The following is a 20,383-nucleotide window of genomic DNA, read 5'->3' as shown; positions in this document are numbered from 1 at the left end:
GTGGTGACCCAGCCAAGAAATGCCGGTTGCTATTCGACTGTTCTGGTCACTTGTCTTGTTAGTGTCGCATCGTCGGAAGGCGCGTCTGGACAATCACCAGCGCAGAGATGCTCTGAGGGCTGCAACTTTTTACACCCAGGGAAATACTAGAGGACTGGCCATGGGGCGAGCACATCAGATCCGCACTATGGTGATGCTCTTATTGCTGAGCTGCCTCGCAGTCACCTTGGGTGCATATCTGGATCGTCAGCAGATGGCTCGATTAGAGGGGAATCGTCTTTACAGCTCGGCAGCGGTGGCAGCATCGGTTCATCCTCGCCAGGCATTGACGTTGATCCGTAAGCTAGGAGGCGCAAACCGCGCGTTCATTGATATGGACGAGAATGGGCCAGCCCGGATGGTGACTGTCGGTGATCCTCGAGCTTTCCGGTTCCCTTCCGCTGACGGCAGTCACTTCAATCAGGGGCCTAGCCCCCAAGCAGTCGTGGGCGCATCGGCGCAGACCGCAATCTCAAGCGGCCAACGCGTCGTCAAAACCGAGGGGCGAGAGGTGCCCATAGTGGGAATGCTGGGGTCACGTTCGGACAGTTTATTAGCATATGACGTGCTGGTGGTCGACGACGACATATTTGCCAAGGCACCGCTGGGAGTTGTCACCTTTGACGGACCCGATGCAGCCCAGGCGGCACGCGCCGCGTTCGGTGATGCCGTGATGCCGGTGGGTGCCGGGGTAGCTGATCGAACGAATGTCGATGTGATATCGCCTGTCTTGGTTCGGCTATGCGGTGGCGCACTAGCACTCGGTTCACTGCTGAGCGGTGTGATCATCGCGTCCTATGTGCGCCGGTGGCTTGAGGTGTCTTATGTCCTGGGCCAGTCGAGAGCGGCATTGTTCAGCGCGGTGTCCGCCCAATTCGCACTCGTGGCGTCGCCCGCGGTGTTGATCGCGTTAGGTCTCGGCTGGTTCGCTGCGTTACCAGGTGGCCCAGCAGTGCCCGGTGCGTGGTTCATGGTTGGGGCATTAGCTGCTGGGTTCACCGCGACGCATGTGTCGATCTGGCGGTGGCGACCATGGAATTGATCCGCGACCTGTCTCGAGGCGTTGCGGCTCGTGTCGCCAAAAGCGCTTTGATCGCGACGCTCCTGGTGGCCAGTTATACGGTGGCAATCTTCTTAGTGTCTGTGGATGACGCGATGAGCCAAGGCTTGTCCCCGCGAGCGGCACGCGAAATGGTCAGTATCACTGACAGCCTTGCCGACCCCGATGCTTTTGCCGAAGTCTCGGGGTCTGAGGCCGGGGTACGCACGGCGGGAAAATACTACGATGAGCTCAGGTCCCTTCCACACGGGACTTTCCTCAGCGCTTTTAACCAACCAGTTTCTGTGGAAAACTTCACTGGCAAACGGGAGATTTTCGCCCTGAAAAGATCAGGGCAGATCGTGATGCCACATCGCGACCCTCAAACTCACACCATGATCCAGCCGGTCACGTCAATGCAACTCAACCAGGCAGCATGGGATTTTTACGGCCTTAAGGTAAATGAAGGTTCAGTCTTTTCATGGGCTGATGTCAACTATGAATCACAGACCATACCCATCATTTTAGGCGACGCCTATCACGACACATATCGGGTGGGCGATGCGATGAAGATCGAGTTTTATGGACGCTTCCTCTCCGCTCACGTCGTGGGGTTTCTGCAGCCCAAATCACATCTATACTACAAAGGCGATATGAATCATGCCTTGAATACTTCTTTGATCCTCGCTTACCCGCCGAGCCTACCAGCAAAAAACTCAGAAGAAACTGCAAAGTTTTATAGCATCATGACATTTGCCATGATTGCCGGAGACATCGCCGTTAATCCGGGCAACTCAGTGGCTCATGTACGTCGAGACATAGAGTTAGCCTCCCAACGAAGCCAGTTCTACAGCTACCAGATCCTTGGCGCGCCCAGTTATCTCACCCAGTACACCCTGGTGCGTGATGTGGTCCTGCAGAATCGTGACCTCATCGCGGGGCTCTTGCTCATGGTGGCTGCCGTCGGGGTATTGATCACCGGATGGGTGAATCGTCGCACGGCCCACGAACGTCGAGAGTGGATCGCCGCCATGTGGATACTAGGGCAACCACGTGCCATTACGGCACGCGTGGTGCTCCACAGCGGGTTGATATATGCCCTACTGACCATCATGTTATTGATCTTTGGCCTCAGCCGTCTCCCCGGGCAGAACCTCACTGCTCTCATCGTGACGATCACCGTGATGACAGTGGTGGTGATCGCAGATCTTGTGGATGAACTCCGCTTAGTGAGGCGCGCCACCGATCCATCATAGAAAGGGATCCATATGATTACTCTTGACATCGCCTCCAAGGCAGTATCAGAGCCTGATGGCTCACAGCGAATTCTCTTTGAAAACCTCAGGTTCGACATGAGTCCTGACGTCACTTCTACTGCACTTCTGGGTCGCAGCGGCTCCGGTAAGACAACATTGCTACGGATCCTTGCTGGCCTGGATATCCACTTCGAAGGCACCTACTGCTACCGGGGTCAACGTCTTTCCCAGAACGTGGATGCCATGGCCCGGCTTCGACGCGACGAAATTGGCTACATCACTCAAGAAAACACTCTTCTCCCTGACCGCACTGTCACTGAGAACGTGTTGCTGGGACTTCGATCGACACCTCCACTTCGCAGCAAAGCCGCTGACCAGCTCACGCGCGTCGGTTTGGCTGGTTTCGGGGCAAGACGTGCGGGGAAACTCTCCGGAGGGGAAGCGCAGCGTGTCGCTATCGCTCGAGCCCTCATCAGAGAGCCTCGGCTGGTCTTAGCCGACGAACCCACTGGCGCCCTCGATGAGGCCACCGAGTGCGACATCTTGGACGTTGTGGCTGAGCTCGCTGACAGCGGTGTGCACTTCGTGATCGCCACGCATAGCGGGAGTGTCGCCCAACGCTGTCAGAGACAGCTAGAAATTCGCGATCAGAAACTGACGCTCGCTGAGCACCCGGTCACCTCCACAGCAGCCGATCAGCTGTGCGGATGCAAGTCCCACTCGCGCAGCACCGTAGCTGTCGCCAAGGCCGTAATTCCCGCCTCATAACCCTTCGACTCGCGGCTGCCATGCACCCCTGACCGGTCCCGGGCCTGCATCTCGTTTTCACAAGTCAACACGCCAAAACCGATGGGAATTCCTGACGACGTGGACACCCGGGATAAGCCTTGAGTGACGGATTGGGCGACGTACTCAAAATGCGGGGTGCCACCTTTAAGAATGATGCCCAAGGCGACCAGCGCGTCGTACTCCTTGCGCACTACCCGGGCGCACACCACCGGAAGTTCGAAGGCACCGGGCACGCGGATGACTTCGGGGGCGGTGACGCCATATTCAGACAGTGCCAGCTTCGCGCCAGCCAACATGCCTTCCATGTAGGCCTCATGCCAGCGAGCAGCGACAATAGCCACTTTCATGCCTGTCGCGTCGCCCACCCATCCGACGTACCGGTCGTGGTCCTCGCCCATGCAGGCCTCCTCGCCTCAGGTGGACAGCCCGCCGTCAGGAAAGTGGAGGGACATCCGTCGTCAGATGGATCGCCCCGCGTCAGGGGCTGCTCTCATATCGGCAGTGAGCGAATCTTCCCGAGGGGAAACCGTTGTGGGATGCGTCTCGGGCGCTTCTGCCCGTGAGGCTTTGAGCCACACGAAGAACCCATACACCACGAGGGCGCCGTAGATCGCGTAGAGCACCGCGCTGGGATAGTAGGCGCTGCTCCACAACAGCGGAATCCCCACCAGGTCGACAGCTATCCAGCACAACCAGAAGTCATTCCATCCCCGAGCCATCGCATAGGTCGCCACGATTGACCCGGTAAAAATCCACGCGTCCGTCCAGTAATACCAGCGAGGTGCGGGCCATCCCGCCCCCACCGCAGCGAACACCGCTTGGGCGGCCACCACGACCACGACCCAACCGACCAGGTAGCCCAAACGTTCCTTCCAGGTCGCCCACCGGGGGGTGATCGCCGGGGCGTCTTTGGCTCGACCCTGGCGCGTCCTATTCCACTGCCACCAGCCATACAGGCTGGTGATGACAAAAAACACCTGCCGGGCGGACTGGCCAAACAAGGGGTGCCGACCGTCTTCCAACGCCAATGCGGTCCCAAAAAACACCGTGAACAGAATGACGTTGCCGACGATACCCACCGGCCATGCCCACACCCGACGACGTAACCCCCCGACAGCTGACGCAAACCCGAAGAGGTTGCCGATGATCTCTCGCCAATACAGCGGATACCCGCCGACCATGATCTTGGCCTCAAAAACCTCCCGCAGCAGGTCCATCACCGCTCCTGTCCGGCTGCGGCGACCCGCCCGCTAGCTGGCCACGTCCGCAAAGCTACCGCCGTGGCCACTGCGGCCGACGCTGCCTCAAATCCTTTGTCTTCCACTGACCCATCCAACCCGGCACGCGCCACAGCCTGCTCTTCGTCATCGCAGGTCAGCACACCAAAACCAACGGGTACGCCGGTGGTCACCGCGACCTGGGTCAACCCCGCGGTGGCCCCAGAGCACACATAGTCAAAATGCGGAGTCCCCCCACGAATGACGACCCCCAATGCGACCACCGCGTCGTAGTGTGGCGCCAGCCTCGCGCAGGCCACCGGAAGCTCGAATGTCCCTGGCACCCGCACCCACTCCACCTCAGTGCAGCCTGCTTGAGCCAACGCGCGACGTGCCCCGTCGATCAGCCCATCCATGACAGTGTCATGCCAGCTCGCCGCCACGACGGCCACCGACAGCCCTGACCCGTCCGCTGACACTGTCGGACTCCCTTGCCCAGCCATACGTCATCCCTCTTTCACAGACAGAACCGGGGCACCGGCATCCATCAACAGATGCCCCATCCGGTCTCGTTTCGTCGCCAGATACCCGGCATTCCTTGGATTCGACTCGATCGTCAACGCCCGACGGGCCACCACGTCCAATCCCGCTGACCGCAACGCGTCGACCTTCGCCGGGTTGTTGGTCAGCAACGACAACGTGCGCACTCCCAGATCGGCTAACACCGCCGCGGCCCCGCCGTACTCCCGGTTATCGACCGGCAGCCCCAACTTCACTTGCGCGTCAACGGTGTCGACGCCACCGTCCTGCAAGCGGTACGCCGCGAGTTTCGCGAGTAACCCCACCCCGCGCCCCTCATGACCTTGCACATACACCACTACCCCCGGCTCGCCAGCGACTTGCGCCAATGCCGCCTGCAACTGCGGACCACAGTCGCACCGCAACGATCCAAACGCATCCCCCGTCAGGCACTCCGAATGCACCCGCACCGTCGCCACCTCACCCACCCCGTGTGGACTGACCAACGCGATGAGTTCAGCGCCCGTCACCCGGTCGTGATAGCCGATCGCCTGAAAATCGCCGTACGCCGTCGGCAGCACCGTTTCCGCGCCCCGAGACACCCGCTCCGGAGCCTGCGGGACCACCACCACCGGGTCATGACACCGCCGCCACCGCGCCAATTCCGCGATCGTCACCACCGGAAGGTCATGCGCGGCCCCCAACGCCAGCACCGCATCGGTGCGCATCATCGACCCGTCGTCATGCACTAACTCACCGATCGCCCCGACCGGGGTCAACCCGGCCAGCCGAGCCAAGTCCACCGCAGCCTCCGTGTGCCCGGCCCGCTCCAACACCCCACCTGGCCTGGCCCGCAATGGCACCACATGACCAGGGCGGATCACATCTTGCGGACCACTCGCCGGGTCCGCCAACACCCGGATCGTGTGCGCCCGATCCGCCGCGCTGATACCCGTGGTCACCCCGCGCGCTGCATCACAAGTAATGGTGTACGCCGTCCCCCGCGGGTCCTGATTCGTCGCCACCATCGGTGGCAGCGCCAACGCATCTGCCCGCTCCGCCGTCATCGGCGCGCACAGATACCCCGAGGTGTGTCGGATCGTCCATGCCACCCACGATGTCGATGCTGTCTGCGCCGCCAACACCACGTCGCCCTCGTTCTCCCGATCGGCGTCGTCCAACACCAACACTGGGCGCCCCGACTGCAAGGCCTCAAGCGCGGCCTCAATGGTGGCGAAGTCGTTCATCGGGGCTCCCCTGCTGCGGTGGAGTCAATGCCAGTCAGCCGTTCGACGTATTTGGCGATGACGTCGACTTCCACGTTGACGATTCCACCGACCGGCAGTGTCCCGAGGGTGGTGGCCGCCAACGTCGTGGGGATCAGGCTGACGTCGAATTCCTCCGATGTCAGTCGAGACACGGTCAAAGACACACCGTCGAGGGTGATGGATCCTTTGTGGACGACATACCTGGCGAGGGTGGGTGTCAATGCGAAGGTGACGACGTCCCAGTCATGTCCGGGAGCGCGGTGCAGACAGGTGGTGGTGGCGTCGACGTGCCCTTGGACGATGTGTCCGCCGAATCTGCCGTCGGCGCGCATGGCCCGTTCGAGGTTGACTGGGCTGCTTTCACGGAGGGCGCCCAAGCTGCTGCGCGCCAACGTTTCGGCCATGACGTCGACGGTGAAACTGTGCTCGTCGTATCCCGTGACGGTGAGGCACACCCCGTTGATAGCGATCGAAACGCCCGCGCTCGCGTCGGAGACGACTGTCGGTCCGTGGACGCGCAGCACCACCGAATCGGGGCGCTGCTCTACGGCAATGATGTGGCCGAGTTCCTCGACGATCCCGGTAAACATGGGTCTTCCTCCACTTCTCAACGGACAGTGCGGTAGGTGAGTCGAACGTCGTCGCCGCAGCGGGTGACGTCGTGCAGTTGGAGACGGTGGGCGTCAGCGAGGGTGCTGATTCCGAGGTTGCTAGCGGCGGTCGGGCCAGCCCCGAGCAGGAGTGGCGCGACATAGGCGATGACTTCGTCGATGCACCCGGCCTGCAGGAATGCGGCAGCGAGGTGAGGGCCGCCTTCGAGCCAGACGTGGCGGATTCCTCGCGCCCACAATTCCGCGAGCGCCTGCTGCGGGTCGTGGGTGTGCAGCTGGAGCAGGGGCGCGGAGCCGTCCCGTAGTCGTGCCGTCGCGGGAAGCTCTCGCAGTCCAACGACCACCCGCCATGGTTGGCGGGTAAGTGGCCGTTCGTTGGGGGTGTCGATGTCGGTGCGTACTGTCAGTTGGGGATTGTCGGCCAGGGCGGTGCCAGTGCCGACCATGATGGCGCCGCACGCTGCCCGGCGTTGGTGGACGTCGACGCGAGCTTGGGGGCCGGTGATCCACTGCGAGCTGCCGTCGGCGGCGGCGCTGCGGCCGTCGAGGGTGGCGGCGTATTTCCAGGTGACGAAGGGGCGGCCAAGTCGCATCGCTGCTGTCCAGATGTCGTTGAGCTGTTCCGCGGCGTCCGCCAGCAGTCCCGAGGTGACCTGTATTCCTGCTGCGGCGAGCCACGTCCCTCCCCCGCTGGCCTGCGGGTTGGGGTCTGATTGGGCGTAGACGACTCGGGTGATTCCGGCGTCGAGCAAAGCCTGGGTGCAGGGGCCGGTGCGTCCGGTGTGGTGGCAGGGTTCGAGGGTGACGTACGCCGTCCCGCCGTGCGCGCGACCTGCTGCTTGGGTGAGGGCATCGACTTCGGCGTGTGCGCTGCCGGCGCCGCGGTGATATCCGACGGCGACGACTGTGCCGGCGGGGTCGGTCAGGACCGCGCCGACTCGTGGGTTGGGGTCAGCGACCACGCCCTGGGCGGCGGCGTGTAAGGCCGTGCGCATGTGGGTCAGGTCGTCCATCAGGTCCCTTCCGGTCCGGCACGTCACGGTGCGAACTCCGGGGTCCTGGTCGGCTGGTCACGCTGCTGCGGGTGGGGCCGTCGTTGCTGTCGTACGTCGATGTCGCTGGGTCGGGTCGACGGTGATGGTCACCTCCGTGGAGGAACCACCGGTGTCGACCGGGCCTGGACATGCATCGAGCACGCCCGGGGGCGTGCTCGCGACAGGACCGACGGCGACACCGTCGGGCGTCACCGGCGTACCACCCTTTTCGGGGTGGACACGTGCACCTCCCATCCGGACTTTCACCGTCGGTCCTGGAATTCCACCAGGTCCACCGGCCCCTCGCGAGCGAGGAACACGGGTCGCGGACTATCACCGCCGGCTCGGAGTTTCACCGACCCCGGAGCACGTTGGCTGCCAGTATGCCACCGGTCAACGAATGCTGGACCAGGACTTCGGTCCTTGGTCACCTGACCAGTCACGGCGTTCGTCCTGACGACGCTGGGGCATCCCCAGGGTTGGTCTGCCGCTCCGCGAGAGGCCATGCACCCACCTGATCACGTCATCTCTCGTTGGTGAAGGTGTCATCCGCGATACCGACGCATTGACACACCGCGCCGTGGTGGGTGATGGCAGACTCATGACTGATCGACTTGCCAGTGAGAGGTTTTCTCTCTCACCGAAGATCTGCCTCAATGCACTATCACATTGCGTCAGCAGCAGAGCTCCTCATCGTCATCGGCACCGATCAGGAAGAGTGTTCCCGTGCCTGTGGACAAAGAGCAGGAACATCGACATTCCCTACGAAGGAACACAGCTTTTCGTCATCTGTTCATCGGCGGTGCAATATCCACGGTCGGTGATCTGCTTTTCGATGTCACGGCACTGCTGTGGTTGACATCCAGATTTCCCGCCGGTGGTACGTCGATCGTGGTTGCTGGAGCTGTGGCTGCAGCAGCCACGATGCTCCCGTCGCTGGTTTTCGGGCCGATCGCTGGCGCAGTGGTGGATCGCCTTCCCCGACGTGCTTGTCTGTTGGCGAGCAATGCCATTCAAGGTGGATGCATGGTTGGGCTCGCCGTCATCGCGATGGTGGGGGGTTCATGGCCCGCGACGGTGCCTGACATCTGTCTCGTGGCCGGGCTATTGATCACTAATATCGCCAGTCAAGTCACCACGCCCGCCAGGATGGTCCTCACGGCGACCATCGTTCCCCCTGCCAGTCGAGATATCGCCAGCAGCGTGACCATATCCACGTTGATGACGCTGTCGATCGTAGTTCCACCGTTGGGTGCACCGCTGTATGTCTTGGCCGGGCAAGAAGCCGCGATGCTACTTAACGCCGCGAGCTTTGCCGTCTCTTCGTGGTGTTTTCTTCGCGTGCCAGAAGTCTGTGGTACAGCGGCACCAGAACACCTCACAGCGGGCTTGCTCAGGAGTATGCGTGCCGGTTTGGCTACCGCAACTCGGATTGTGATGGTACGGCGATTGCTCCTTCTGGTTTTCTTTGCCGCGCTGTGCCTCAGCGGTTTAAATTCACAAATGGTGCTGCTGTGCCGCGAAATGCTCGGGTGGGACAGCGAACGCCTCGGGGTGCTCTTTGGGCTAGTGGCCGCGTCCAGCTTGGTCGGCAGCATCGCTGCACCGGTGCTGGCGCGCACTGTCGGTCCTCGAGTGATGGCCGCAGCGGCTTTGACTGGGGTTGGCGCAGGCCTGATCTTCTCCGGCGTGACGACCCACACCGGGATGGTCCTGACCGGTCTGGCCACAGTCGGTGCAAGCTCTGGAGCGTTCAATGTGGCGGTCGGGCCTGTGCTGATGAATCACTGCCCCCGAGATTCCCTCGGCCGCGTCTCCGCGCTACTCAGACCGTTGGACTCCCTCGGATCACTCATCTCGATCGGGCTCACCGGGGTCCTCCTCACCACGCTCGGAGAGCACCGAATCATCATCGGTGGGTGGGAATGGGGCCGGATGAGTGTCCTCTTGATCGCCAGTGGCGTCCTGTTCATCGGCACCACTGTCGTGGTCGGTCGGCAGCTTGATTACTCCACGCATTCCGATCCGTCCTGACCAGACATCAGAAGATCACTACCAGCGCGAAAGGCTGTCCAACCACCCTCTGGCGCCGCGACAAGCCACCCGTTTCGCGGCGACCCGGGCAGCCGCATCAATCGCCACATCCAAGTCCATGCCGACGGTCAATCCCGCAGCGAGCGCGCCGTGGAAAGCGTCGCCAGCGCCGAGAGAGTCCACGGCCTCGATGTGCGGTGGATGGCATCGGCGGATAGTCGCTGTGGGGTCCTTGGCAGTGGCCCACTGGATGGCGTCAGGCCCATCGGTCATCACCGCGACCTCAACCCCGGCTGCCAGGACGTGGCGGATCGCGCCTGCCAGGTCGGTGCCCAACCCGGTGGCGTAGTCAGCGGAACCGGCAGCGACGTCAATCCGGGGCAGCCACGCCTCCACATGGGCTTTGGCGCTCCCAGCGTCCAGGAGGGTGCGCACGCCCCGAGATCTGGCGAGATCCAGCGCGGTGACGGCGGCGGCAGGGTGGTGTCCGTCGAGGAGGAGGACTTCTGCCCGCTCGAGAGCATCTCCGGCGGGTCCGGTCAGCACAAACGGAGTCTGCAACGCCCCAGATGAGATGACGGTGCGCTCTCCGCTCTGGTCGACCACGCAGGAGGCGACGGGCAGAGACCATCCTCGCGGAGCGATGTCATGGACGTCGACGTTCCACTCGGCCAGTTCGGCGCGGACAGTGTCTGCGGCTGGGCCAGATCCCAGCCCAGTGATCAGTGTTGCTGAGCCGAGGAGCCTAGCCGCGCAGATCGCAGCGTTGGTGGCAGGTCCCCCAGCGCACATCTCCGTGCTGACCGCCACGTGCTTACGACCCCACACTGGTGGTCGGTCCACGCGATGGACCACGTCGAGGACGGCCAAACCCACACAGACGAGGTCGGTCACATCTCCTCCTCAGCCATGCTCAACGTCACCACCACATCGGCGCGAGCACGAGTCGTGGCGATCAGCTCAGCGTTCTCCGCATCCACACCGACCGTTGCTCTGGCTCGCGCTTGAGCGCGGCTACGGCCATACGCTTCATGGCGGGCCACGAGACGAGCCACCCGCACCCGCTCAGGCACCTCGACGTACCACACCTCGTCGCAGAACTCTCGGGCCTGCGCCCACGGCCCCTCCGGGAGCAGCAAATAGTTACCTTCGGTGATGACGAGCCTGGTGGAAGGACGGATCGGAACGACCGCCGCGATCGGGTCCTCCAGGTCGCGGCGAAACTCCGGCGCCCACACGGTCTCATCGCCGGGGCGTCGGATACGACGAAGCAACGTGAGATATCCGACGACGTCGAAGGTGTCCGGCGCCCCCTTCCGCGCGGAGCGTCCCAGCCTGGTCAGCGCCGACTGGGCGAGATGAAAACCGTCCATGCCCACCACGGTCGCGTCGAACCAGCATCCGGCGAGATAGTCGGCGTACGTGGTCTTCCCGGCGCCCGGCGCCCCAGCGATCCCCAGGACAGCCCGTTCAGGCGACCGGGCCATCAAATCGAGCAGCCGATGCCACGCTCCGACTTCATCGACGACCGGTGGTGACGTTGGCGTCACCGGAGGATACGGCGAACAGCCCGTGGCCGGATCCACCAAGACCACCGGTGGCGCCGTAGAGGCATCGACAGGATCGGCCTGCACCGCCTCCTCAGGCAACGCGATCGGGACTTCATCAGGGGCGGCTGACATCGGTCGCGCCGCAGGTCAACAGGCGTGAGCCCGCGCCAGGGCACGCAATTGCTCGACGGCATCAGCCGCATCAGGGGCGCCATAGACCGCCGACCCCGCGACAAACACATCCGCGCCGGCCTGCGCGCATCGCTCGATGGTCTCGGCGGAGACTCCCCCGTCGACCTGCACCCAAATCTGGCCCCCATGTCGACGCACCGATTCTCGGACCGCACTCACCTTCGACATCTGGTCAGCCATGAAGGACTGCCCCCCAAAACCTGGTTCGACAGTCATGACGAGCACCATGTCCACTTCGGGCAGCAACTCCTCGTACGGCGCCCACGGCGTCCCCGGTTTCAGCGCCATACTCGCCCGGGCCCCCGCCGCACGAATCGCCCGCGCCAACCGCCTGGGGTCAGCGGCAGCCTCCACGTGGAAGGTGACACTGCTCGCACCAGCTTCGGCGTACCCGGGCGCCCAACGGTCCGGATCCTCGATCATCAAATGACAATCCAACGGCAACGGACTGACCTTCACCAGGGACTCCACAATCGGCAGGCCGAGAGTGAGATTGGGGACGAAATGGTTATCCATCACGTCCACATGGGCCCAGTCAGCGTTCTTCACCGCCTCCAGTTCACTTTGGAGGTTCGCGAAGTCGCTGGAGAGGATGCTGGGACTGATCTGCACTGGAACAGCCTACTGGGGTGAGATGTCACCCACCTGGCAACCCTCGCCGGGACCGTGATCGTCCCGGCGAGGAGAGCACTCTCACGTCAGTGGGTACGGCGCAGCACCGCCGCGAACATCCCGTCTGTGCCATGCACATGCGGCCACAGCTGGACGTACGGCGCCTGCCCGGTGTCATCCAATGGGCCAGTCGCCACCTCGTCGAACACAGCCTTGGTGTCGAGTTCAACCACGCCGATCCCAGCGCTCGCGGCGCGTTTGATGGCGTCGGCGACCACATACCGGGTTTCCGCGAGGTGCGGGCTGCAGGTGGCATACAGCACGACGCCACCAGGTCGGACTGCCTGCAACGCCGAATCCAGCAGTTGCCCCTGCAGGAGGGTCAACGCGGTCAGATCATCCGGGGTACGACGCCACCGGGCCTCCGGGCGGCGACGCAATGCGCCCAGACCAGTGCACGGCGCATCGACGAGAACTCGGTCATAGCTGCCCGGCTCAGCTGGACCGATATCGCGCCCGTCACCAGCGCCGACATAGACCTTCGCCCCTGTTGAGACCGCCGCGGCCACCGTGCGACGGACCAAGGTCGCCCGATGCTCGCTGACCTCGTTCGCGAAGAGCACCGCATCCTGACGCACGCTCAACGCGGCGAGCAGGCCCGCTTTACCACCGGGGCCAGCGCACAAGTCCAGCCAACGTTCCGGGGCAGCTGTGCCGAAAGACTCACTGGTGGCGGACTGTCCCGACAGATCAGTCTCCACTGACAAGACTGGCGCTGCCGCCAGGGCCAGCGCGATGAGTTGGCTGCCTTCGTCTTGGACCGCAGCGCGACCGTCGCGGACTTCTGGGATCACGCCAGGATCGCCAGCAGCGAGAATCGCAGCAGTGGGCGCGACACTCCCGGTGACACAGCCTTGGTCGAGGAGGTCGTCCACATCGACGAGCCCAGGGCGCGCGACAAGGGTGACGGCGGCGGGCACATTGTCTGCGGCGAGGAGTCGAGCCAGGGCGTCATCGACATTCTCTGCCGTGGCCATGTCGTGTCCGAGCAGCGCAGAGCGCAACGCTCGAGCGATCCATTCAGGGTGGGACGTCTGCACTGCTAGACGCGCAGGCACATCCGCCCCGCATCCGGCGAGGACGTCCTCCACCCAGCTGTCCCGGTCACGTTCGGCGATCCGATGCATGACCGCGTTGACCAGCCCACCGACGCCAGGACCGTGAGTGTGGCGGGCCAGAGCCACGGTGGTGTCACAGGCAGCGTGCACCGGCACTCGCATGCCGAGCAGTTGATGCGCGCCGAGGCGCAAAATGTCCAGGACGGGACGGTCGAGTCGTTCAACGGGACGTCCGGAGCCCAGGGCGATGATCCGGTCGTAGAGAGCACGTTGCCGAGTGGCGCCATAAACCAGTTCGGTGGCGAACGCAGCATCACGTCCGCTCAACCCGGCTGACCGCAGTCGTTGGGGCATCTCCAAGTTGGCGTAGGCGCCATCGTCGATGGCCCGCATCACCTCGTAGGCCACAAAACGGGCGGCGTCAGCATGGCGATGCCGGTCGGCGGGGCGGGTCGCAGAGCGACGCCGCGGACCTCGATGATGCTCAGGGCTCCCAGGTCGGCGATCGGTGGAGCGGCCTCGGCGGGGCCGGTCGTGGTCGGCGTCGTGGGGTTGGTGCGGGTCAGCCATCGTGGCGCTCCAGGTCGAAGAAGGTCCCTGCGGTGATACGTGCGCCCCGGGCCCAGTCAGCGGCGGACATGGCGCGTTTACCGGAGGGTTGGACCTCACCGAGGAGGACCGGCGTGGTGGCGGTGCCCACCATCACCTGGGATCGGGTGGCGACGATCTGCCCTGGAGCGGGCAGCTCGGAGTCGCCAGGGAAGGCCGTTGTGATGTCTTCAGTGGTCAGCAGGCTCACCGGGCCAACTTTGAGTCGATGACCCCCCAGACTGGTCCACGCGCCAGGGGCCGGGGTGCAGCCGCGGATCCGCCGATCCACTGCGAGCGCCGGGTCTTGCCAGCGGATCCGTGCGTCATCGACGGTGAGTTTAGGTGCGTGCGAGATCCCTTCAGCCGGTTGCGCGATGGGGGTGGCCTGTCCTGAGTCGAGGGCGTCCAGGCTGGCGACGAGCAGATGCGCGCCAGCCACCGCGAGCCGGTCAAGCAGGTCACCAGCAGTGTCATGGGCGTGGATGCGTTCGGTCATCCTGCCCAGCACTGGGCCAGTGTCGAGTCCTTCCTCGAGGAGGAAAGTCGAGGCGCCAGTCACATCATCGCCAGCGATCACAGCGTGTTGCACCGGAGCGGCCCCGCGCCAGGCCGGTAGCAGCGAGAAATGCAGGTTGATCCAGCCGTGGGTGGGAATTTCCAAAACGGGGCGAGGGATCAGGTTGCCGTAAGCGACGACGGGGCAAGCGGCCGGAGCGAGGTCACGCAGCCGTGCCTGGAAGTCCTCGTCACGCGGGGTGGCCGGAGTGAGCACCTCCAGGCCGAGTTCCTCGGCGCGGGCTTTCACCGGGCTGGGATGCCAGGTCCGGCCCCGCCCTGATCTGGCGTCCTGCCGGGTCACGACCGCGACGACCTCGTGATCGGAAGCCATCAGGGCGTCTAAGGCGGGAACGGCGACAGCCGGCGTCCCGGCGAAAACCAGACGCACTGCTCTACAGTCCTTTGCCGAAAGTAGCGTGTGGGCTGAGCTTGACCACTGGTGGTGTCGCTCCGGCCCATTCGGCTTCTCGGATGGCTTTCATGGCGCGGCGACGGGCATCCCGGTCGAGCCGGTCGATGAACAGCACCCCGTCAAGGTGATCGGTCTCATGCTGCAAACAGCGGGCAAGCAGGTCGCTGCCTTCCACCGTGACAGGTTCGCCGTACATGTCCATGCCGGTGGCGACGACCTTCATGGCACGCGGGGTGTCCACGTAAACGCCCGGAATGCTCAGGCAGCCCTCGTCGCCGTCTTGGAGCTCATCAGACAAGCTCAGCACGGGGTTGCACAGGTGACCCAACTGGTCGTCGATCCACCACGTGAAGACCCGCAACCCGACCCCGATCTGGGGAGCTGCCAGACCGACTCCCGGGGCTTCCTTCATCGTGTCGGTCAGATCCGCCACCAAACGGCGTAATTCCTTGTCGAAGTCGACGACCGGAGCCGCCGGGGTACGCAGTACGGGGTCTCCGAAGAGTCGGATGTCCTTGACAGCCACGAGCTTCCTTTTGCTGGTCGGATGGGGATCCACCAGTTTACGTGCCGCCTGTCATAGTGCATCGTCCGGCGGTGTTCAACCCGTAGTGTCCGCCTCATCCCGGTGACGCCGTCCCGGTACGGCGACCCGGTGCGCCGCCCTCCGCCGATGTCCGGCTACAGGTGCCGCGGAGGGTAACGACGCAGCTGGCATAGGCGATGGCGCGGAAGTGCTCTGCGCATCTGGTGAATGCTCTGAGCGGTCCTGGAATCCGGCGTCTTCGACCACCACTCGTTGGAGGTCTCGCACCTGAGTGACCGACAGGGTCATGCCGACGATCAGCACAAACACCACCGACGAGCCAATCAACGTCCACGTCGTCCCCACTCCCGCTGCGATGGGGCCGATGATCAACTGACCGGCCGGAATCGCCACGAACGATCCCAACGCGTCATAGGCGGATACCCGAGACATGAATTGTTCCGGAATGCTTTCATGCAGAGTTGTCTGCCACGACACCATAAAGACCTGCACTCCGGCGCCCGCGCAGAACGCCGTCGCCAACAACACCGGCAACGGAGCAGGGCCCGCCAATGCCATCAACGGCAAGGCCAACGCACTGATGGCGATCATGCCCACCCGCAGCGGGTGCACCACTCGGGCCCGCATCATCACCACAGTGAAAGCCAACAGGCCGACAGCTTCAGCAGAGACAGCCAACCCCCACGCTTGCTCCCCCAAATGTGGGTCGGACTTCACCACCACCGGCCCTAACGCTGACCATGCCCCCGCGTGGATGGCATTGAGCACTCCACAGGAGCACACCACCACCCACAGCCACCGCCGGGACACCATGACATCCCACCCGGCGCGCAACTCCCCCAACATCGAAGACCCACCCTCGCCCCGGTGCGTAGGCAACGAGATCGCCGCCATACACAAGCCAGCGACCAACCAGGTCAACGCATCGAAAGCTAGCGCCCATCCAGGACCAGACCAGATGACCAGCAGCCCTGCGACGGCTGGACCGATGACCGCCAACCCGCTACGGGAAAACGCCAGCAACGCATTGGCCTGTTGCATCAGCCGACGGTCCACGACCTGAGGCACCAGCCCCTGAATCGCGGGCATCGTGAACGCGGTCATCGTGCCATTGGCTACTTCAATGACCGCCAGCTGCCACAGATCCGCGCGGCCAGTGATCACCAACCATGCCGCTGCACCTTGAGTGACAGCCGACAACACATGGGAGACCACCAGCACGTGTGTGCGCGGCAAGCGATCAGCGATCACCCCACCCACCAGCAAAAAAATCACCAACGGGATGCTGCGTGCCGCAAGAATCTGGCCCAATGCCACCGGGGAGTCGGAAATGTCCAAGACAGCGAACGCCAACGCCACCGGAGCCATCACTGAACCGGCCGTCGAAATCATTCGCCCGACAAAAAACCAGGCGAAACGGGAATCCTTTAGCGGCGCGAGGGCCTGGGAGCCACTCATCGACCCGCCCTCCTCAGCACGTCAGTCTCAGGAACAGTTCGCAGGTGAGCAGAAACACCTGGCTTGGCAGCGACTCGTGTGGCACATCCTATGTCGACAGGTAGTTGTGAAAACCCCCGCAGCGAAGACTTGACCCGGAGTTGACCAGGTCTTGGTCGTCCTCAGACGTCTACCACGCCGACCTTGACGTGCACCTGGTCACCCGGACGGCGAGCGCTGCGGATTGCTTTGGCCTGAGCCACAGCCCGAGCTGCTTGTGCTGCCACCGCCCATGGGGCGCGCAGCACCAGTTGCACCTGATCGTCTCCAGCCACCGGGATCGGCCCCAGCCGATCGACCTGAGCAGGCAGCACCGCGATCTCCACCAGGTCACGCACCGCTCTGCGCGGACCACGCACCGAAGCCACCCACACCGCAGGTGGGAGTTGCAAGCTCTCCCGCTCAGCGAGTTCCCGATCAGCCAACCACTCCGGCGCCCACCGCACCAAGGCCTCCACGACGGGCAGAACCACCCCTTCAGGCACTCCAGCCAACACCACTGACCCGCGCGGCCGCACCAGCGCCGCCGCAGACATCCACCGCCGTAACGCCTCCGGGGTGGCTTCTAACTCGGGCCGATCCAACCCCGCCCACGCATCCAACAACAGCGCTGCCCCGTAACCGCCCTCCGCGACCGGCTCAGCACCCGGCGTGGCGATGACCAAGCTCGGCTGACCACTGACCTGCTCCAACCGGTCAGCACCGTCCGAAGTACGCACCGGGACACCCGGAAACGCCCGCCCCACCTCCTCAGCCGTGCGTTGCGCACCCACGACGGACCCCCGCAACCGCTGGCCCCCGCAGCTCGCACACACGTACGCCGGAACACGAGCCCCGCACCACCGACACGAAGGCACCTGCCCGGAGGCCTCCCACGCCAGCGGTCCCGAGCACGACGGACAACGCGCCGCAGTCCGACATCGGGTGCAGGACAACGCAGGGACATACCCCCGACGAGGCACCTGCACCAGCACCGGAGCATCCCCTGCTACCTCACGGACCACTCGAAACGCCGCACTGGGTAGATGCGCGCGCGCAGCCGGGCCGTGGCGTTCGACGTCCACCGTCTCACCTGCGACATGGATGCGAGCCGTGGCTGCCCGGACCGTTGCCGCGTCGGCCCGCACTTCCTTCACCTCACCGCGAGCCACAGCCGCCGCCACAGCAACGCTCCGTGTGAATCCCCCGACCAAGCATGATGCTCCAGACAAGGCCGCCTGCGCCTGCAGCACCTGCCGCACATGCGGATACGGCGCACGCGGTTCCACGTGGTTGCTGTCGCCGTCGTCCCACCAAGCGACTAATCCCAGGTCGCGTACTGGGGCGAACGCTGCCGCTCGCGTTCCCACCACCACCGATGCCTGGCCCCGCAGCACCTTCAACCACGCCGTGTATCTCGCCTGCGGTCCCTGCGCTGCTGTCAGGCACACATGGCGACCGGCCCCCCACAGGCGAGTCAACGCCGCATCCACCCGGGAGACATCGACCGCATCCGGCACGACTAGCAGCGCACCACGCCCGCCGCTGACAGTGGCCGCTGCTGCCGCAGCGAAAGCATCCGGCCATTCCTGTCCCGGTCCATGCCCAGGCAACGCCGTCCAAGCTGCTGAGGCCTCCTGGTGCTGCGCCAACCGGTGCAAGAAGGTCGGGCCCGCCGGATACGCCGACCATGCGGACTCATCGACGATCACTGGTTCTTGCGGTGGCGCCCACGTGCGTGCGTCCAGTGCACGTTCTGCGGTGGCATGACGAGGAGGCACCGCTAACCGCAGGACATCGGCAAAAGTCCCCGCTTGATCGTCAGCGACCCGTCGCACCACGGCAGCTGTGCGCGCAGTGAGCACCACCTCCGGGCTGACCACCCGGCGCAGCGGACTCAACCGGCCGCCGAACTGCGCCTCAGCGCGACGAGCTAACACCACGGCGGATATGTCCCGCCCAGAAAAACGCACCTTGACCCGCACCCCCGGACGTGCCGTCGATGACAACTCTTCCGGGACGTCGTACTCAAACGGACGATCCAAATGCGGCACCGACACGTCCACTGCCACCACCGCCACCGGACCGAGGGCATCGTCCGGGACGTCCTCTGGCGCTGCGCTTTCAGCGAGTAGCCAGGGCTGGAGGATCTCCTGCCACGAGTGCGGGGCATGCGGTGACGTCATGACCGACGTCCTACCGCATGCCCCCGACGACGTGCGGTCACTTCACGGCGCGCAGCAGCTCCTCAACCCGGTCGGTCTTCTCCCAGGTGAAGGCGTTGGTGACATCGGCGATGCTGGTGCGCCCAAAATGTCCGTAAGCCGCAGTGGCCTGGTAGATCGGACGAAGCAGGTCCAATTCGTCAATGATCGCTGCGGGACGCAGATCGAAGACAGCGGTGATCGCCGCTTCCAACGTCGACACTGGCACGGTTTCCGTCCCGAAAGTCTCGACATACAACCCCACCGGCTGGGCTTTGCCAATCGCGTAAGCAACCTGCACTTCACAGTGCGTGGCGAGACCCGCCGCGACGACATTCTTGGCGACCCACCGGGTGGCGTACGCCGCCGAACGATCGACTTTGCTCGGGTCTTTCCCCGAAAACGCGCCCCCGCCATGACGAGCCATCCCGCCGTACGTGTCAACGATGATCTTGCGGCCGGTCAGACCGGCATCCCCCATCGGGCCACCGATCTCAAATCGCCCGGTCGGGTTGATCAAGGTGCGCATCTGCTCGTGTGAGAGATCCACACCCGAATCGGCAAGCTCTTCCAACACCGGCTTGATGACGTACTGCTCCACATCGGGCGCCAGCAATGCTTCCAAACTGACATCAGCAGCATGCTGGCTGGAAACTACCACTGTGTCGAGACGGACCGGCTGGGAACCGTCATACTCAATGGTCACCTGGGTCTTGCCGTCCGGACGCAGATAGGCCATTTGTCCTGCCTTACGGACCGCGGTGAGCCGTTCCGCGAGGCGGTGCGCCAGGAAAATCGGCAACGGCATCAGCTCAGGGGTGTCAGTGCAGGCATATCCAAACATCAAGCCCTGGTCGCCAGCGCCCTGCTTATCTAGCGGGTCAACGCCGCCAGTGCGGTTCTCATAGGCCGTGTCGACACCTTGGGCGATGTCACTGCTCTGCTGGCCGATGGAAATCTCCACTCCGCAGGTGCGCCCGTCGAAGCCCTTAACGGAAGAGTCATATCCAATCCCGACGATGGTGTCGCGCACCAGACGAGGGATGTCGACATATCCGGTGGTGTCCACCTCACCGGCGACGTGGACAAGTCCGGTGGTGACCATCGTCTCCACAGCGACCCGGGCCCGAGGGTCCTGCTCCAACATGGCATCCAGGATGGAATCGGAGATCTGATCACAGATCTTGTCCGGGTGTCCTTCGGTGACGGACTCGGAGGTGAATAGGCGGGCCACGAAGCCTCCTCGGGGCGTACGAGCACCCGGACACGCACGTTCGGTCCCCGGGTCGGCGCCGACCAGCGCCGTCTGTCAATCGT

20 protein-coding genes and 1 riboswitch are annotated in these 20,383 nt (G+C 64.0%); of the genes, 4 read left to right on the top strand and 16 right to left on the bottom strand.

What is annotated here, in order from left to right; genetic code table 11:
* The first annotated feature begins 160 nt into the window (after window positions 1–160).
* Genes KEM60_RS10960 through KEM60_RS10950 form a run of 3 tightly spaced genes read left to right on the top strand, consistent with a single transcriptional unit; the run spans window position 161 to window position 3,102 of the window.
* Entirely contained in the window at window positions 161–1,081 is a 921-nt protein-coding gene (locus KEM60_RS10960) for a hypothetical protein (protein ID WP_219107655.1), read from the top strand.
* Window positions 1,072–2,334, top strand: coding sequence for a hypothetical protein (locus KEM60_RS10955; RefSeq protein ID WP_219107654.1), 1,263 nt, complete (start codon window positions 1,072–1,074; stop codon window positions 2,332–2,334). The genes KEM60_RS10960 and KEM60_RS10955 overlap by 10 nt, the downstream gene beginning before the upstream one ends.
* A gap of 12 nt (window positions 2,335–2,346) precedes the next feature.
* The gene (locus KEM60_RS10950) at window positions 2,347–3,102 is read left to right on the top strand and encodes an ABC transporter ATP-binding protein (protein ID WP_255574532.1); all 756 of its coding nucleotides are present in this window, start codon (window positions 2,347–2,349) and stop codon (window positions 3,100–3,102) included.
* Here the strand turns inward: KEM60_RS10950 and ribH (KEM60_RS10945) are convergent.
* The 7 genes from ribH (KEM60_RS10945) to KEM60_RS10915 all read right to left on the bottom strand — a co-directional run bounded on the left by ribH (KEM60_RS10945) (window position 3,030) and on the right by KEM60_RS10915 (window position 8,039).
* The gene (gene ribH, locus KEM60_RS10945; protein WP_219107652.1) at window positions 3,030–3,521 is read right to left on the bottom strand and encodes a 6,7-dimethyl-8-ribityllumazine synthase; all 492 of its coding nucleotides are present in this window, start codon (window positions 3,519–3,521) and stop codon (window positions 3,030–3,032) included. The two genes, KEM60_RS10950 and ribH (KEM60_RS10945), sit on opposite strands and share 73 nt — an antisense overlap.
* Window positions 3,522–3,581: 60 nt before the next feature.
* The gene (gene pnuC, locus KEM60_RS10940; protein ID WP_219107651.1) at window positions 3,582–4,340 is read right to left on the bottom strand and encodes a nicotinamide riboside transporter PnuC; all 759 of its coding nucleotides are present in this window, start codon (window positions 4,338–4,340) and stop codon (window positions 3,582–3,584) included.
* Window positions 4,340–4,843, bottom strand: a complete 504-nt coding sequence (gene ribH, locus KEM60_RS10935) for a 6,7-dimethyl-8-ribityllumazine synthase (protein ID WP_219107650.1) — start codon at window positions 4,841–4,843, stop codon at window positions 4,340–4,342. The genes pnuC and ribH (KEM60_RS10935) overlap by 1 nt, the downstream gene beginning before the upstream one ends.
* Before the next feature lie 3 nt (window positions 4,844–4,846).
* Complete coding sequence (ribB, locus tag KEM60_RS10930; RefSeq protein ID WP_219107649.1) at window positions 4,847–6,106, bottom strand: 3,4-dihydroxy-2-butanone-4-phosphate synthase; 1,260 nt, start codon at window positions 6,104–6,106, stop codon at window positions 4,847–4,849.
* Window positions 6,103–6,717, bottom strand: coding sequence for a riboflavin synthase (locus tag KEM60_RS10925; RefSeq protein ID WP_219107648.1), 615 nt, complete (start codon window positions 6,715–6,717; stop codon window positions 6,103–6,105). Before KEM60_RS10925 ends, ribB begins: the two co-directional genes overlap by 4 nt.
* Window positions 6,718–6,734: 17 nt before the next feature.
* Complete coding sequence (gene ribD / locus KEM60_RS10920; RefSeq protein ID WP_219107647.1) at window positions 6,735–7,751, bottom strand: bifunctional diaminohydroxyphosphoribosylaminopyrimidine deaminase/5-amino-6-(5-phosphoribosylamino)uracil reductase RibD; 1,017 nt, start codon at window positions 7,749–7,751, stop codon at window positions 6,735–6,737.
* 57 nt (window positions 7,752–7,808) lie between these two features.
* Window positions 7,809–8,039, bottom strand: coding sequence for a hypothetical protein (locus KEM60_RS10915; RefSeq protein ID WP_219107646.1), 231 nt, complete (start codon window positions 8,037–8,039; stop codon window positions 7,809–7,811).
* A riboswitch (FMN riboswitch) is annotated at window positions 8,012–8,145 on the bottom strand. It overlaps the preceding gene by 28 nt.
* A gap of 353 nt (window positions 8,146–8,498) precedes the next feature.
* Here KEM60_RS10915 and KEM60_RS10910 point away from each other — a divergent pair.
* Window positions 8,499–9,806: an MFS transporter gene (locus KEM60_RS10910; protein WP_219107645.1), complete on the top strand. Its 1,308-nt coding sequence runs from the start codon at window positions 8,499–8,501 to the stop codon at window positions 9,804–9,806.
* An 18-nt stretch (window positions 9,807–9,824) separates the two neighbouring features.
* Here KEM60_RS10910 and KEM60_RS10905 read toward each other — a convergent pair whose 3' ends face one another.
* The 9 genes from KEM60_RS10905 to metK all read right to left on the bottom strand — a co-directional run bounded on the left by KEM60_RS10905 (window position 9,825) and on the right by metK (window position 20,300).
* Window positions 9,825–10,700, bottom strand: a complete 876-nt coding sequence (locus KEM60_RS10905) for a carbohydrate kinase family protein (protein WP_219107644.1) — start codon at window positions 10,698–10,700, stop codon at window positions 9,825–9,827.
* Window positions 10,697–11,488, bottom strand: a complete 792-nt coding sequence (locus KEM60_RS10900; RefSeq protein WP_255574531.1) for a nucleoside/nucleotide kinase family protein — start codon at window positions 11,486–11,488, stop codon at window positions 10,697–10,699. The genes KEM60_RS10905 and KEM60_RS10900 overlap by 4 nt, the downstream gene beginning before the upstream one ends.
* 15 nt (window positions 11,489–11,503) lie before the next feature.
* The gene (gene rpe, locus KEM60_RS10895; RefSeq protein WP_219107643.1) at window positions 11,504–12,160 is read right to left on the bottom strand and encodes a ribulose-phosphate 3-epimerase; all 657 of its coding nucleotides are present in this window, start codon (window positions 12,158–12,160) and stop codon (window positions 11,504–11,506) included.
* An 86-nt stretch (window positions 12,161–12,246) separates the two neighbouring features.
* Entirely contained in the window at window positions 12,247–13,848 is a 1,602-nt protein-coding gene (locus KEM60_RS10890) for an RsmB/NOP family class I SAM-dependent RNA methyltransferase (RefSeq protein ID WP_219107642.1), read from the bottom strand.
* On the bottom strand, window positions 13,841–14,815 hold the full coding sequence (gene fmt / locus KEM60_RS10885) for a methionyl-tRNA formyltransferase (RefSeq protein ID WP_219107641.1): 975 nt from the start codon (window positions 14,813–14,815) through the stop codon (window positions 13,841–13,843). Before fmt ends, KEM60_RS10890 begins: the two co-directional genes overlap by 8 nt.
* Before the next feature lie 4 nt (window positions 14,816–14,819).
* A complete protein-coding gene (def, locus tag KEM60_RS10880) occupies window positions 14,820–15,365 on the bottom strand; it encodes a peptide deformylase (protein WP_219107640.1) in 546 nt (181 codons plus the stop codon).
* Between the two features lie 75 nt (window positions 15,366–15,440).
* Window positions 15,441–16,844, bottom strand: a complete 1,404-nt coding sequence (locus KEM60_RS10875; RefSeq protein ID WP_219107639.1) for an MFS transporter — start codon at window positions 16,842–16,844, stop codon at window positions 15,441–15,443.
* 161 nt (window positions 16,845–17,005) lie between these two features.
* Window positions 17,006–19,048, bottom strand: coding sequence for a primosome assembly protein PriA (locus KEM60_RS10870; protein ID WP_219107638.1), 2,043 nt, complete (start codon window positions 19,046–19,048; stop codon window positions 17,006–17,008).
* Window positions 19,049–19,085: 37 nt separating this feature from the next.
* Entirely contained in the window at window positions 19,086–20,300 is a 1,215-nt protein-coding gene (gene metK / locus KEM60_RS10865) for a methionine adenosyltransferase (protein WP_219107637.1), read from the bottom strand.
* Window positions 20,301–20,383: the final 83 nt, after the last annotated feature.

The organism is Austwickia sp. TVS 96-490-7B (assembly GCF_019331795.1).
Lineage (GTDB): Bacteria > Actinomycetota > Actinomycetes > Actinomycetales > Dermatophilaceae > Austwickia.
This window is presented reverse-complemented; position numbering and strand designations above follow the sequence as displayed.